This window comes from Massilia sp. CT11-108, from assembly GCF_047302915.1.
In the GTDB taxonomy this organism is placed as follows: domain Bacteria; phylum Pseudomonadota; class Gammaproteobacteria; order Burkholderiales; family Burkholderiaceae_D; genus Telluria; species Telluria orientalis.
In genome coordinates this window covers 1-13,730 of sequence record NZ_JBKYMO010000006.1, presented here as the reverse complement: position 1 = coordinate 13,730, position 13,730 = coordinate 1, and the positions used below count along the sequence as shown (strand labels likewise).

Sequence of the window (13,730 nt, the reverse complement as noted above, 5' to 3'; positions counted from 1 at the left end):
CGATGGCGGCCACCTTACCGAAGGAAATCCGGGCACTGGCCGAAGGCGACTTCGGCGAGGTAGCCGCCCGCTTCGCGCAAGCCGGCTTCACGGTCGGCCAGCCCGCGAAGGGCGTGCTGACCGTGAAGGCCGCGACGCCGTCGGCAGAGCGGCCCGCCGTGCTGCTGTCGGTGGGCGTGCACGGCGACGAGACAGGGCCGATCGAGATGGTGGCCTACGCCATCGAGGCCCTGTCGCGCACGCCCGGCGAGCTCGCGGTGGACCTGATGCTGTGCGTCGGGAACATCGACGCCATCGCGGCCGGCAAGCGCTTCATCGACGCGGACCTGAACCGCATGTTCCGCGACCAGCGCGGCGACCTGGCCGGCACCTTCGAAGCCGGCCGCGCGGACACGCTGATCGCGGCGACGGCCGCATTCTTCGAGGGCAGCGGCCCGCGCCGCTGGCATCTCGACCTGCACACGGCGATCCGCGGCTCGCGTTATCCGCGCTTCGCGATCGTGCCGGAGTTGATCGCGGAGACTCCCCGCCGCGCGCTGATCGCGTGGCTCGGCCTCGGCGGCATCGAGGCCGTCATCATGAACCCCGCGTCCGCGGGCACGTACAGTTACTGGACGGCCGAGCGGCACGGCGCCGCGGGCACCACCGTCGAACTGGGACGCATCGGCACGCTGGGGCAGAACGACCTGTCGCAGTTCGCGGCGATGGCCTCGGCCCTGCATGGCCTGCTGCGCGGGCAAGCGCAGGAGGGCGGCAACGAGCCCGTCGTGTTCAACACGGCCCAGTCGATCACCAAGCTGTCCGATGCGTTCACGATGAGCTTCGGACGCGATACCGAAAACTTCACGCCATTGAAAAAGGGGGAAGTGATCGCGCGCGACGGCGATACTGTTTATACCGTTCAGCACGACGAAGAGTGTGTCGTGTTTCCGAATCCCGATGTGCGCGTGGGGTTGCGTGCGGGGATCATGGTGGTGCGCGCCGGTTGAAAGCGCGTTTGCGCCATGCGCGCTAGACTGGCTCTTTGAAATGCAAAGGGGAGTCTCACCCATGAGCAAGCTGTTTTCTCCGATCAAGCTCGGCCCGCTGGAGCTGGCCAACCGGATCGCCATCGCGCCGATGTGCCAATACTCCGCCGACCGGGGCTACGCCACCGACTGGCACATGATCCACCTCGGCCACCTCGCACTGTCCGGCGCGGGACTTCTCATCATCGAAGCGACCGCCGTGACGGAGGAAGGGCGCATCACCTATGCCGACCTGGGCCTCTGGACCGACGAGCATGCGGCCGCGCTGGAGCCCGTCGTCAATGCGATGCGCAAGCATGCACCGATCAAGATCGCCATCCAGCTCGCGCACGCGGGCCGCAAGGCGTCGAGCGAGGTGCCGTGGCACGGCGGCGCGAATCTTCCGGTGGGGGACTCCCACGGCTGGCAGACCGTGGCGCCGTCCGCGATCCCGCACGCGGAGGGCGAGACCGTGCCGCTGGCGCTCGATGCCGCCGGCCTGCAGCGCGTGAAGGACGGCTTCGTCGCTGCCGCGCGCCGCGCCGATGCGCTGGGCCTGGACGCCATCGAACTGCACGGCGCCCATGGCTATCTGCTGCACCAGTTCCTGTCGCCGCTGTCGAACCAGCGCGACGATCAATATGGCGGCTCGCTGGAAAACCGCATGCGCTTTCCGCTCGAAGTGTTCCAGGCCGTGCGCGCGGCCGTGTCGCCCGAGATGGTGGTCGGCATGCGCATCTCGGCCAGCGACTGGGTCGAGGGCGGCTGGGACCTGGAACAGAGCCTCGTGCTGACGCAGGAACTGGAGCGGCTCGGCTGCCAGTTCATCCACGTGTCGAGCGGCGGGCTGTCGCCGCACCAGAAGATCCCCGTCGGTCCGGGCTACCAGATCGAGTTCGCCGCGCGCATCAAGGCGAACACTCCCATGCCGACCATCGGCGTGGGCCTGATCACGGAGGCGAAGCAGGCCGAGACCATCGTGCAGACGGGCCAGGCCGACATGGTGGCGCTGGCGCGCGCGATGCTGTACGACCCGCGCTGGCCGTGGCATGCGGCCGCGGAATTGGGGGCGACGGTCAGCGCGCCGCCGCAGTACTGGCGCTCGCAGCCGCACGAGTACAAGCATCTGTTCGGCGATACGCGCCTGGGCCAGCGCTGACGGTCGTCGCTGGTTTTCCTCCGTTCGTTCCGCGTTTTACGCCGTCCGTCGCACGCAGGCGGACGGCCCTGCAAGCCCTTGCTACAGTGGCATGGTCAATAACAACAAGGCCATCCACCATGCGTACTCCGTTCGCCATCGCTCTCGCCTGCGCCATCCTCGGCGGCTGCGCCATCATCGTCGCACCGGGCGGCGATGGCGACTACCAGGTCCGCACGCCATTCTCCAGCGATTCCATCGAAGGCAACGGCGTGCCCGCGCGCGACGAGCGCACGATCGCCACCGTGCCGGCGCTGGAAGTGAACGGCACGATCACCGTCGACGTGCGCGTGGGCCCGGCGACGTCGCTGGTCGTGGAGGCGGACAGCAACCTGCTGCCGTTCATCCGCACGGAGCTGCGCGGCGACCGGCTCGTCATCGAGAAGGAGCGCTCGTTCCGCACCAACAATCCCGTGCGCGTGACCTATACCGTGCCGCGCCTGACGAACGTCCGCCACAACGGCTCCGGCCACCTGTCCGTGCAAGAGCTGAACGGCGGACCGCTGGTCGTGGAAGCGCAGGGATCGGGTTCCGTGCTGCTGACGGGCCGCGTGGCCAGCCTGGACGTGGTGCAGAACGGTTCGGGCAGCATCGACGCGACGACGTTGCAGAGCAGCGGCGGCAACCTGACCTTGACGGGTTCCGGCCGCATCGTCGCGGGCCGCATGCAGGGCGAGCGCCTGACGGCGAACCTGAACGGCTCCGGCCAGCTGCGCGTGACGGGTGCGGTGCGCCACCTGGCGGCGCGCTCGAACGGCTCCGGCCACCTGGACCTGGCGGACCTCGTCAGCGAGCAGGCGGACCTGTCGTCGACGGGATCGGGCGGCATGACCGCGAACGTGCGGCAGTCGCTCGTCGCGCAGAATAGCGGCTCCGGCGGCATCCGCGTGTACGGCAATCCGTCGCAGCGGACCGTGAGCGGGAAGCTCGTCCAGGTCGTGAATTAAAAACGCCGGCGCGAAGGCCGGCGTTTCGATTACAGCAGGTGGTCGAGCAGCTCCGGACCGAACACCTCGCGGTACAGGCGGCCGGCCGGCACGCCCGCATTCAGGAGACCGAGCCACTGGGCCTGCATGAACTTGTGCGGGCCGCACAGGTAGACCGACGCCTCGTCGTGCGGCCATGCCGGCAGCTTCGCCACGTCCATGCGGCCTTCGATCACGCCGGCCGCACCTTGTGCGTCCTCGTGGAAGGTCACGACGGACAGGTTCGGCATCACGGACACCAGGCCTTCGACTTCCGCGCGCAGCGCGTGGTGGCCGGCGTCGCGTGCGGCGTGCGCGAAGATCACGCGGCGCTGCGGATTCACCTGCGTCACGCGCTTCAGGGCGGACACCATCGGCGTAATGCCGACGCCAGCCGACAGCAGCACGAGCGGCGCGTCGCCTTCCGTCTCCGGCAGGAACTCGCCGAACGGGTGCGACACCTGCAGCGTGGCGCCGACCTTCACGTTGGCGTGCAGCCAGTTCGACACTTCACCGGCCGGCGTATCGTCCACGCCGTCTTCGCGCTTCACCGAGATGCGCAGGTCTTCACCATTCGGCGCATCCGACAGGCTGTACTGGCGCAGCTGGTGACGGCCGCCCGGCAGGTCGACCGCGACGCTGACGTACTGGCCCGGCTTGAACGCGGGGACCGGTTTGCCGTCGGCGGGGACGAAGCGGATCGACAGCACGTTGACGGATTCCGTCTTGACTTCCACGACGCGCATCGGACGGGTGTCGCCCGGCTGGATGCCGGCCGTGCTGTACAGGTTCGCTTCCGCTTCGATCAGCAGTTTGGCGAGCGAGTTGTAGGCTTCCTTCCACGCGTTCAGCAGCGGTTCCGTGGCGGCGTCGCCCAGCGTGGCCGCGATGGATTCCAGCAGGTGCTTGCCGACGATCGGGTAGTGCTCGGCGCGGATGCCGACCGACACGTGCTTGTGCACGATGCGCTCGACGACGGGACCCAGCGCGCCCGGGTTGCCGATGTTGGCCGCGTACGCGAACACCGCCGATGCCAGCGACTGCTGCTGCGCCCCACTGGCCTGGTTCCCCATGTTGAAAATGCGGGTCAGTTCAGGATGCGCGCCCAGCATGTTCGTGTAGAACAGCTTGGTGATCGTCAGGCCGTGCTGGCGCAGGACGGGGACGCTGGCATCGATGTAGGGGCGGGAAGCTTCCGAAATCATGGTGGTTCCTTTAATTATGCATTTAAGATGCAGATTTAAGATTCAAAAAAAGGCCCGCACAGCGGGCTTGCCATCAATATTGAAGTTAATCCTCACTCACCGGCTCGGGCAGGGCCACGGCGGTTTTCGCCGCTGCGCTATCCCAGAACATGCGATGCATGCGCACCACCTGTTCGCCCGTGCCGCCGGCGGTCGCGTGGGCCAGCGTGTAGCGGTCCATCGCGTCGTAGAACGCCCGCATGCCGGCGCGCAGCATGCCGCGCAGCTGGCAATCCATCTTCAGCGCGCAGTCCGTGCCGTCGCAGTCGACCAGCTCGTCGTCTTCGCCTTCCAGCTTGCGCAGTACCTGGCCGATCGTCAGGGTGGCGGGATCGGCGGCGAGGCGCAGGCCGCCGTTGCGTCCGCGGGTCGCCTGCACCCAGCCCAGCTTGGCCAGTTGCCCGACCACTTTGACCAGGTGGTTCAGCGGGATGTCGAATTGCTTGCCGATCTCGGCCACCGTTACCGGATGCGGACGTTCTCCCGCGCGTTCCAGATAGATCAGGACACGCAGGCCAATATCGGAGAATCGGGTGAGTCGCATCGGATCAGCTCAGTGGTTACGAGCGTATTCTAACTCCATGTGCGTATTCTACCTAAATCTGCATTAAAAATGCATGTTTAGCGGAAGTATTTTTTTTCCCGCAGTGAAAGCAGTGCCGGGAACTGGCCCTATAATCGCGGACTTTGGATAAGACAACAGCGCTACCCGCGCCAAGAGGACGACGACGTGAACCAGACACTGGGCCAAAAGCTCTTTCGTACCAAGACGTCCGAGCACAAGCTCGATGACGGCCATGCCCACGCCCTGGGCCGCTCGCTGGGCTTGTTTCCCCTGACGATGATCGGCGTCGGTGCCACGATCGGCACCGGTATCTTCTTCACGATGGTGGAAGCGGTGCCGAAGGCCGGTCCGGCCGTCGTGCTGTCGTTCCTGATGGCCGCCGTCACCGCGGGCCTCACCGCGCTGTGCTATGCCGAACTGGCCAACCGCGTGCCGGCCGCCGGCTCCTCGTATTCGTTCGCCTACGCCACCGTGGGCGAGTTCGCCGCGTTCATCGTCGCGGCCTGCCTGCTATTGGAATATGGCCTGGCCGCCAGCGCGACCGCGATCGGCTGGTCGGATTACCTGAACAACTTCCTGCAGAACGCGCTCGGCTGGCAGATCCCCGACGCGCTGCGCTCGCCCCTGGTCGTCGCGGGCAAGAACGGCGGCGTCGAATTCCACACGGGGCACATCAACCTGCCGCCGATCCTGCTCGTCGTGCTGTGCTGCGTCCTGCTGATCCGCGGCACCAAGGAATCGGCGACGACGAACGCCATCATGGTGCTGATCAAGCTGGCGATCCTCGTGTTCTTTTCCGCGATCGCGCTGTCCGGCTTCGACATCAACAACTTCCACCCGTTCGTCTGGCCGGCGGACGGCAAAGGCGTCGGCGGCCTGGCCGGCGTGACGGCGGCCGCGGGCACCGTGTTCTTTTCGTTCATCGGCCTGGACACCATCGCCACGGCCGGCGAGGAGGTCAAGGACCCGACGCGCGACGTCCCGATCGGCATCCTGGCCGCCCTCGGCATCGTCACCGTGTTCTACATGCTGGTCGCGATCGCGGCCCTTGGCGCCCAGCCGGCGTCGATGTTCGCGGGCCAGGAAGCGGGCCTCGCCGTGATCCTGCAGAACGTGACCGGCAAGGCATGGCCGGCGCTCGTGCTGTCGGCCGGCGCCGTCATCTCCGTGTTCTCGGTGACGCTGGTGACGATCTACGGCCAGACGCGCATCCTGTACGCCATCGCCAAGGACGGCCTCGTGCCGAACGCCTTCCGCAAGGTCAATCCGCGCACGCAGTCGCCGGTGACGAACACGCTGATCGTCAGCATCGTCGTGGGCGCCGTGGCGGGCCTCGTCGACTCCACCTTCCTGTGGGATATGGTGAGCATGGGGACGCTGGTCGCGTTCATGGTCGTGTCGATCGCGGTGCCGGTCATCCGCCGCAAGCAGGGCGAGACGGGCCGCAAGGGCTTTCGCGTGCCATTCGGGCCTTACCTCGTGCCGGGGCTGTCGATCCTCGCGTGCCTGTATCTCGTCGGCGGGTTGTCCAGCACGACTTATACGGTGTTCACCATCTGGATGGCGGTGGCCGTTCTCACGTATTTCGGGTATGGGATGCGGAACAGCCGGTTGAACAAGACGGATGCGGCGCAGGCGGAGTTGACGCACTAGCCACCAACGTCGTCCCTGCGCAGGCAGGGACCTGATGTGGACGCGTCGCGACGGCGCTCGCAAAATTGGGCCCCCGCCTGCGCGGGGGCGACGGTTCATTTCGCCAACGGCCTCACAAACGTCAGCAGGCTGACGAGCGTCTTCCCCGGCTCCTCCCACGGCACCATGTGCGCCGACCGCTCGAACCACACCGCCTGTTTCGACGGCGCCTTCACCTGCTTCAGCCACGCCTCCGTCGGTGCTGTCGGCGTCGTGTAATCGTGCCTGCCCAGGAACATCACCACCGGGATCGGGAAGCTTTTCACGTTCGAGAAATCCACCTGCACGAACTCCGGCAAAATGCGGCCCAGCGTGAGCAGGTTGCCCTGGTCGATGTCCTTGACCTGCTGCGCATCGTATTCCGGCGACAGGCGCGGACCGTCGAAATAATAGGCCGACTCGCTGCGGTAGGCGCTCAATCCGCCGTAGTACTGCGGCCACTTGCGCGCGACGATGATGCGTTCGCGGGTGATCGGCTGGTTGCCGGGGTAGGGCGCGATCGACTGCAAATCGCGCAGCGCTTCCTCGTTCTTGTGCTGTTTCGCCTGTGCCAGCGCGTAGTCGAAGCTGATGCGTTCGTTCTCGCGCACGCTGATCACCTGGCCGATGCCGACATAGGCATAAAACAGGTCCGGACGCTTCAGCGCCGCCTTCATGCTCACGATGGTGCCCCAGCTGTGGCCCATCAGGATCAGCTTCCGCTTGCCGTAGCGCCGGCGCAGGTGCTCGGCCACCTCGATGGCGTCGTCGACGTAGCGGTCGATACGGATGGTGTCCGCGACCTGCGCGGGATCGGTCTCGCCATAGGTCTTGCCGGCACCGCGCTGGTCCCAGTTCGCGATGGTGAAATATTCCTCGAGCGGGCGCTCGAACTGCCACAGGGTCGGCGTGACGGGCGCCGCCGGGCCGCCGTGCACGAACAGGATCATCGGGTTGTCGCGCTCCTGGCCGCGCACGGTGAGCCACTGGTCGATGCCGCCGATGCGCGTCTTGTACGATTCCTGCACGCCGTGCGGCGCGACGATTTTATCGAGGTCCGCCACGATGGCGCGGGCTTGCGTCCATGCCTGCGCCCGCTCTTGCCGTATTTTGTCGTCCTGTGCGTGCACGTGGGCGCATGCGACGGCGAGCAGTGCCCAGATCCAGATCCGCTTCATACCAATTCTCCTTATGCGTGATGTGCAGGCAGTGTAAGGAATCCGCTCCGAGCCGGCAGGCCCGATGGCATGGATTGCGCATTGCGCGGTATGAGATGCAGATGGCGCGGATGGAATACTTGGTACACTTGTCCGACTGCCAACACGACGAAGACCCACCATGAACACACAGCTCCAGCCAACCCGCAACGACATCCTCCCGCCCCACGTCGACCATCTCAGCGCCATCCTGCCGGACGACCCGTTGCTGATGATGGGCGCCGGCCCGGTGCCGATCCCCAGCGCGGTGGCCCGCGCGAATTCGCTGGTCATCAACCACCTGGGCGAGACCATGGCGAAGATCATCACCCAGGTGAAGGACATGGCGAGATACGTCTTCCAGACCCGTTCCAACTGGGTGCTGGGCGTGGCCGGTCCCGGATCGGCGGCGATGGAAATGGCGATCTGCAATCTGGTCTGGCCCGGTACGCGCGTGCTCTCGATCTGCAACGGTTTCTTCAGCGGCCGCATGGCGGAAATGAGCCGCCGCGCGGGGGCGGACGTCGTCACGATGAACGAGATCTTCCCGCACTCGATGTCGCTGGACAGGCTGGAAGCGCTGCTGGACGAACACCGGCCCCATTGCCTGACGCTCGTCCAGGGCGAAACGTCCAACACCACGTTCAACAACGACGTGAAGAACATCGCGCGGCTGGCGAAGGCGCGGGGCTGCCTCGTCATCGTCGACGCCGTGTGCACGCTCAGCACGACGCCGTTCGAGATGGACGACTGGCAGGTCGATGCCGTGATCACGGGCGGGCAGAAAGGGCTGTCGTCGATTCCCGGTGTCTCGCTGCTTGCGTTCTCCGACGCCGCGTGGAGCCGGATCCGCGAACGGCCCACGCCGAATACGCACTGGTGCCTGGACGCCCTGCTGGCCGAGAACTTCTGGCACAAGGCGTCGTACCACTACACGGCGCCGGTGTCGGGCGTGCTGGCGCTGCACGAAGCCTTGCGCCTCGTGTGCGAAGAAACGCTGCCGGTCAGGTTCGCCCGCCACCTGCGCTGCTCGACCGCGCTGCAGGACAGCATCGAGGCGATGGGCCTGTCCCTGTTCGCGCCCGCGGAATCTCGGCTCAATTCGGTGGTCGGGATCAATCTGCCGGAGGGCATCACCAACCAGGCCGTCTGCTCCACGATCTCGAGCCGCTACCAGGTCGAGATCTCGGGCTCCTTCGGCCTGCCGATCGTCAGGATCGGGCAGATGGGCGAGCAGTGCCGCGCGCATCACCTGTTCCGCACGGTGCACGCGCTGGGCAGCACGATGCGCGACCTGGGCGCGACCGTGGATCTGCCGTCCGGCATGGCGGAACTCGAGAACTCGCTGCAGCGCTCCAAGGCCGACTGATCACAGCACGCCCATCTCCTTGAGAAGGTTGTCCGCATGGTCGACCTTCTCCATGTTCCACAGGATGTAGCGGACGTCGACCTGGATGTCGCGCGTGGCGCGCGGATCGAAATCCCAGTCGGAGATGATCGAATCGAGCGTGCCGTCGAACGCGAGGCCCACCAGCTCGCCGCGCGCGTTCAATGCCGCGGAGCCCGAATTGCCGCCCGTGATGTCCAGCGTGGCGAGGAAGTCGACGGGCACCGTCTTCAGCTTCGGATCGGCCCAGCGGCCGAAGTCCTTCGCGCGGATCGCGGCCAGCTGGCGCGCCGGTGCATTGAACTCGCCTTCGCCCGTGTGCTTGGCGACGACGCCCTTCACGGTCGTGAACGCGGTCCATGAGCCGGTGCCATCGGCGCCGTAGTCGCGGCCCTTGACGTTGCCGTACGTGACCCGCAGGGTGCTGTTCGCGTCCGGGTACACGGCGCGGCCCTTGCTGTTCATGTACGCGATCTTCGCCTTCATGTAGCTGGCGTAGGTCTTCTGGATGCTCCCCGCCAGTTCGTCTTCTTCGGCCTCGCGCTTCATGTCGGCGTCGTACATCGCGACGGCGGCCCTGATGAAGCTGTCGTTGCTGGCCCTGAACTCCTGCGGGGTCTTCGTCAGCCACGCCGTGCGTACTTCCTTATCCTGCAGGTGCGAGCCCGCGTAGATGCGGTCCAGCGCCGTTTTCAATTCGGCTTCGCTCATGCCCGGCCTGATGCCCAGCCCACTGTCGAACGCGGCGTCGTGCTGGTCGGCCGGCTGCGCGTTGTACTGCTTCAGGAAGTTCAGCACGAGGGCCTTGTCGACCTTTTCGTCGTACGTCCGGTCCTGGCCGCCGATGACGGACGTCAGGCGCGGCAGGTCGCGTTCCTGGTAGCCGGACTTGCGTTCGACGTCCGGCTTCGTGCGCTCGTTGGCCAGGCGGTACAGGGTGCGCGCCGAGTTCAGGAAGCGCGGCACCGAATACCCGAGGAAGAATTCGCGCCGCGAGTCGGCGTCGCGCCGGGCGATCAGCTTTTCGACCGCCTCGATGTCCGCGCCGAATTCGGCCTTGCGCCGCGGGTCCGCAGCGACCCAGGCTTTCAGCGCATTGTGCTCGGCCGTCTTGCGCGCGAGGATGTCGCTGCCTTCGTAGCTGGCGATCATGCCCTTGCGGTTCTTGTAGTAGTTGTTGACGCTCGCGATCTGGCCCGCGTACTTCAGGCGCGCGGCCGGGTCGTTCTTCGTCTCGCGCTCGATGACGGCCAGCGTTTCGCCCGACGCCTTCACGAAGGCCGGATAATTCCAGTCGAACGTGAACGCCACTTCGGACGGCAGGCGGTGCCGGTTCGTGCGGCCCGGGTAGCCGAGGGCCATGACGAAATCGCCTTCCTTCACGCCGTCCTGCGCGATTTTCAGCCACAGCTTCGGGCGGTACGGGACGTTGTCCTTGGCGTAGTCCGCGGCCTTGCCATCCTTGCTGACGTAGGCGCGATAAAAGCCGTAGTCGCCCGTGTGGCGCGGCCACATCCAGTTATCGGTATCGCCGCCGAACTTGCCGATGCCTACCGGGGGCGCGTGCACGAGGCGCACGTCGCGGATCTCGAGCTGCTTGATGCGGTAGAACTCGAGGCCGCCGTAGAAGCTCGCGACGGTGCAGCGGTAGCCGGCGTCCTTCTCGCATTCGGCGACGAGTGTTTTCTGGTTCTTTTCCATCGCGTCCAGGCGCGCCTTGCCCGTCAGCTGCGCGACGTCCGGCGTGATCACGCGGCTGCTGACGTTTGCCACTTCCTCCGTGACGAACACGCGGCTGCCCGGCGCGGCCGGCAGTTCTTCCGCCATTGTCTTCGCGAGGAAGCCGTCGGCGAGCAGGTCGCGTTGCGGCGTGGAGTTCACGGCCACGCTGTTGTACACGCAGTGGTGGTTCGTGATCACGAGGCCTTGCGGCGACACGAACGACGCCGAGCAGCCGCCCAGGCTCACGACGGCGCCCATCGGGAACGCGGTCAGCCTGGTAAGAGCCGCCGGATCAAGTTTGAGGCCGGCGGTCTTGAGTTGCTGCGCGATTTGCGGCAGCTGCTGCGGCATCCACATGCCCTCGTCGGCCTTTGCGGAAAACGAGGCGAAAATCGCGAGCGCAATGAGGGTCTGTTTCATGGTTAGTCCTTTATAGCTGCGCCCCGATCAGGTCAGCCAGCTTGCCGCCGATTTTTTCCATGAATGGGCGGTTCTGCCACGCCTGCAAGGTGATGGGGCGCGCGTGTTTCCAGTCGTCTTCGAAGACAGCTTCTTGTTGCTTGGCAAAGTCAGGATCGAGCACGTTCAGGTTGGCCTCGTCGTTGAGGATGAACGAGCGGTTGTCGAAATTGGTGGAGCCGACGGAGACGAGCAGCGAATCGACGACCAGTGCCTTCACGTGGTACATCGTCGGCTGGTACTCGGCCATCTTGACGCCGGCTTCCAGCAATTCGCCCCAGCGCTCGCGCGAGGCGGCGCGCACGACGTCGGAATCGATGATGGGGCCCGGCGTGATGATGCGCACGTCCACGCCCCGTTTCGCCGCCGCGACGAGCGCCTTCACGGCCAGTTCGTCCGGCACGAAGTACGAGTTCGACAAGTGGATCGTGCGGCGCGCGGCCGTGATGGCCAGCAAATACATCAGGTGCATGCTCTCGCTGCCGCCCGTGGGCGAGCTGGAGAACATCTGCGCGGGCATGTCGCCCTGCGCGACGAGGGCGGGGAAGTAGGCGGGCCCGTCGAGGACGGCGCCCGTCGCCTTGGTCCAGTTGTCGTTGAACACGGCCTGCATCTGGCCGACGACCGGGCCTTCCACACGGAAATGCGAATCGCGCCAGTGCTCGGGATCCTGGGCGTTGCCGCGCCATTTGTCCGCGATGCCGACGCCGCCCGTGAAGCCGACCTTGCCGTCGACGATCAGGAGCTTTCTGTGCGTACGGTTGTTCAGGCGCGCGAGTTTCCACCAGACGGGCTTGTGGTAGCGGTGCAATTCGACGCCGGCGCGGCGCATCTCGTCGAGCGACGCGTCGTCGATCTTCATGCTGCCGATCCAGTCGAGCAGCACGTGCACCTTGACGCCGGCGCGCGCCCGTTCCGACAGCGCGTCCGTGAATTCGCGGCCGATCGTGCCTTCCCAGTAGATATAGGTTTCGAAGCTGATGGATGTCTGCGCCGAGCGGATCGCGTCCAGCATGGCGGGGAAAATCTTGTCGCCGTTGAGCAGCACTTCGGCCTTGTTGCCCTCGATGATGGGCGGGCCCAGCAGCACGCCCAGCGAGCGGCGGAATTGCGGATCGTCCGTGTCGTACAGGCGCGTGAGCTGCGTGTCGATCTTCTTTTCGCCTGGCGCGAAGTTCAGCACGAGCAGGCCCGCCACGAGGGTGGCGACGCAGGTGATGAGGACGACGATGGGGCGTTTGATACGCATGAGTTCGATTTGAAGACGTAAAAAAACCAACGCCAGCCGACGTTGGTTTTCAAAGCGGGGCTTGCACCTGCTTAGCGGACGCGGCCGCGACGCAGCAGATTCACGATTGCGAGCAGGATCACAGCGCCCAGGAACGAGACCAGCAGCGAAGATACACTGAAGTCATCGGAGTTGATGGTGCCATTACCAAACAGCGGGGACAGCAGCCAGCCACCCAGGAAGGCTCCCACGATACCGACCACGACATTGAGAATCATGCCTTGCTCAGCATCCGTCTTCATGACCATGCTGGCGAGCCAGCCGAGCACACCACCAACGACGATCCAGATAATGAATAACATGTTGAGTCCTCCTCAAGTTGGAAAAAACATACTCCAGGCCAATTGAATGCCGAGGCCATGTGCAAAGTCTATTGATGCACACGGTACCGGGTCGGTGCGTTGCCGAACGTTAGACGCGCAAACTCCGGCGACGTTCTCTTGTGGTGCGGAATGTCCCTAACTGGGTGCGTCACCGAACAGAAGCGCCTTGCTCGGCAGGCATATCGTTCAATCACTTTGCATCGAAAGGCGCGTCGAAAAACCTACTGCGCGTTGCATTTGCAGTTTGCGATGCTCACTGTACTTTCGTACAGCTGCGCTTCTCAACCGCAACTGCGGCCGCTCGCTACGGTTTTTCGAGACGCCTTGAAACGTAACACCCCGGACCGCTTCGATTACTGAAAGGAACGTACATCATGGCTATTTTCGACAACACGACCACTGAGCAGAACAAGCAGAACCGTATGGTGACCGGGCTGTTCCCCGACCGCGCCAGCGCGGAGCGCGCCTACAGCGCCATCTCCACCCGCGGTTATACGAAGGACGACGTCAACCTGATGATGTCGGACACGACCCGCAAGACCCATTTCTCCGACACCGAGACTGAGCTGGGCAGCAAGGCCGCGGAAGGCGCCGCTGCCGGTGCAGGTATCGGCGGCACCATCGGCGCCGTGCTTGCCGGCGTGGCCGCCATCGGCACCTCGCTCGTGATCCCGGGCGCAGGCCTCGTCGTCGCCGGTCCGCTGG

At 65.4% G+C, this 13,730-nt stretch carries 11 protein-coding genes and 1 pseudogene; 6 read left to right on the top strand and 6 right to left on the bottom strand.

Annotated elements, in window-relative coordinates; genetic code table 11:
* The first annotated feature begins 2 nt into the window (after positions 1-2).
* The 3 genes from ACEN88_RS01585 (at position 3) to ACEN88_RS01575 (ending at position 3,152) form a co-directional block, all read left to right on the top strand.
* Complete coding sequence (locus tag ACEN88_RS01585; RefSeq protein ID WP_413337071.1) at positions 3-989, top strand: succinylglutamate desuccinylase; 987 nt, start codon at positions 3-5, stop codon at positions 987-989.
* A gap of 61 nt (positions 990-1,050) precedes the next feature.
* On the top strand, positions 1,051-2,166 hold the full coding sequence (locus ACEN88_RS01580) for an NADH:flavin oxidoreductase/NADH oxidase (RefSeq protein WP_413337070.1): 1,116 nt from the start codon (positions 1,051-1,053) through the stop codon (positions 2,164-2,166).
* A 119-nt stretch (positions 2,167-2,285) separates the two neighbouring features.
* Positions 2,286-3,152: a head GIN domain-containing protein gene (locus ACEN88_RS01575; RefSeq protein ID WP_413337069.1), complete on the top strand. Its 867-nt coding sequence runs from the start codon at positions 2,286-2,288 to the stop codon at positions 3,150-3,152.
* A gap of 29 nt (positions 3,153-3,181) precedes the next feature.
* On the opposite strand, the gene ACEN88_RS01570 is transcribed toward ACEN88_RS01575, so the two are convergent.
* Positions 3,182-4,375 carry a globin domain-containing protein gene (locus ACEN88_RS01570; protein ID WP_413337068.1) on the bottom strand — a complete coding sequence of 398 codons (1,194 nt, stop codon included), beginning with the start codon at positions 4,373-4,375 and terminating at the stop codon, positions 3,182-3,184.
* 85 nt (positions 4,376-4,460) lie between these two features.
* Complete coding sequence (locus tag ACEN88_RS01565; protein ID WP_413337067.1) at positions 4,461-4,958, bottom strand: RrF2 family transcriptional regulator; 498 nt, start codon at positions 4,956-4,958, stop codon at positions 4,461-4,463.
* Between the two features lie 186 nt (positions 4,959-5,144).
* Between ACEN88_RS01565 and ACEN88_RS01560 the strand changes: the two genes are divergently transcribed.
* Entirely contained in the window at positions 5,145-6,632 is a 1,488-nt protein-coding gene (locus ACEN88_RS01560; RefSeq protein ID WP_413337066.1) for an APC family permease, read from the top strand.
* A 95-nt stretch (positions 6,633-6,727) separates the two neighbouring features.
* Here ACEN88_RS01560 and ACEN88_RS01555 read toward each other — a convergent pair whose 3' ends face one another.
* On the bottom strand, positions 6,728-7,828 hold the full coding sequence (locus tag ACEN88_RS01555) for an alpha/beta fold hydrolase (protein ID WP_413337065.1): 1,101 nt from the start codon (positions 7,826-7,828) through the stop codon (positions 6,728-6,730).
* A gap of 160 nt (positions 7,829-7,988) precedes the next feature.
* Between ACEN88_RS01555 and ACEN88_RS01550 the strand changes: the two genes are divergently transcribed.
* On the top strand, positions 7,989-9,215 hold the full coding sequence (locus ACEN88_RS01550) for a pyridoxal-phosphate-dependent aminotransferase family protein (protein WP_413337064.1): 1,227 nt from the start codon (positions 7,989-7,991) through the stop codon (positions 9,213-9,215).
* Here the strand turns inward: ACEN88_RS01550 and ACEN88_RS01545 are convergent, their stop codons facing one another.
* From ACEN88_RS01545 to ACEN88_RS01535, 3 genes are all read right to left on the bottom strand, one after another.
* Complete coding sequence (locus tag ACEN88_RS01545; RefSeq protein ID WP_413337063.1) at positions 9,216-11,375, bottom strand: S46 family peptidase; 2,160 nt, start codon at positions 11,373-11,375, stop codon at positions 9,216-9,218. It lies immediately after the preceding gene.
* 10 nt (positions 11,376-11,385) lie between these two features.
* On the bottom strand, positions 11,386-12,663 hold the full coding sequence (locus ACEN88_RS01540) for a phospholipase D-like domain-containing protein (protein ID WP_413337062.1): 1,278 nt from the start codon (positions 12,661-12,663) through the stop codon (positions 11,386-11,388).
* A gap of 71 nt (positions 12,664-12,734) precedes the next feature.
* Positions 12,735-13,004: a GlsB/YeaQ/YmgE family stress response membrane protein gene (locus ACEN88_RS01535; RefSeq protein ID WP_413337061.1), complete on the bottom strand. Its 270-nt coding sequence runs from the start codon at positions 13,002-13,004 to the stop codon at positions 12,735-12,737.
* A 395-nt stretch (positions 13,005-13,399) separates the two neighbouring features.
* Here ACEN88_RS01535 and ACEN88_RS01530 point away from each other — a divergent pair.
* Positions 13,400-13,730 (top strand): annotated as a pseudogene (locus tag ACEN88_RS01530) (hypothetical protein); the annotation flags it as partial.

What these genes read in the sequence shown, in the direction of transcription:
- ACEN88_RS01565 (WP_413337067.1), bottom strand. Translation starts at nt 4,958, where the DNA reads ATGCGACTCACCCGATTCTCCGATATTGGCCTGCGTGTCCTGATCTAT.
- ACEN88_RS01570 (WP_413337068.1), bottom strand. Translation starts at nt 4,375, where the DNA reads ATGATTTCGGAAGCTTCCCGCCCCTACATCGATGCCAGCGTCCCCGTC.
- ACEN88_RS01540 (WP_413337062.1), bottom strand. Translation starts at nt 12,663, where the DNA reads ATGCGTATCAAACGCCCCATCGTCGTCCTCATCACCTGCGTCGCCACC.
- ACEN88_RS01575 (WP_413337069.1), top strand. Translation starts at nt 2,286, where the DNA reads ATGCGTACTCCGTTCGCCATCGCTCTCGCCTGCGCCATCCTCGGCGGC.
- ACEN88_RS01545 (WP_413337063.1), bottom strand. Translation starts at nt 11,375, where the DNA reads ATGAAACAGACCCTCATTGCGCTCGCGATTTTCGCCTCGTTTTCCGCA.
- ACEN88_RS01580 (WP_413337070.1), top strand. Translation starts at nt 1,051, where the DNA reads ATGAGCAAGCTGTTTTCTCCGATCAAGCTCGGCCCGCTGGAGCTGGCC.
- ACEN88_RS01585 (WP_413337071.1), top strand. Translation starts at nt 3, where the DNA reads ATGGCGGCCACCTTACCGAAGGAAATCCGGGCACTGGCCGAAGGCGAC.
- ACEN88_RS01535 (WP_413337061.1), bottom strand. Translation starts at nt 13,004, where the DNA reads ATGTTATTCATTATCTGGATCGTCGTTGGTGGTGTGCTCGGCTGGCTC.
- ACEN88_RS01550 (WP_413337064.1), top strand. Translation starts at nt 7,989, where the DNA reads ATGAACACACAGCTCCAGCCAACCCGCAACGACATCCTCCCGCCCCAC.
- ACEN88_RS01555 (WP_413337065.1), bottom strand. Translation starts at nt 7,828, where the DNA reads ATGAAGCGGATCTGGATCTGGGCACTGCTCGCCGTCGCATGCGCCCAC.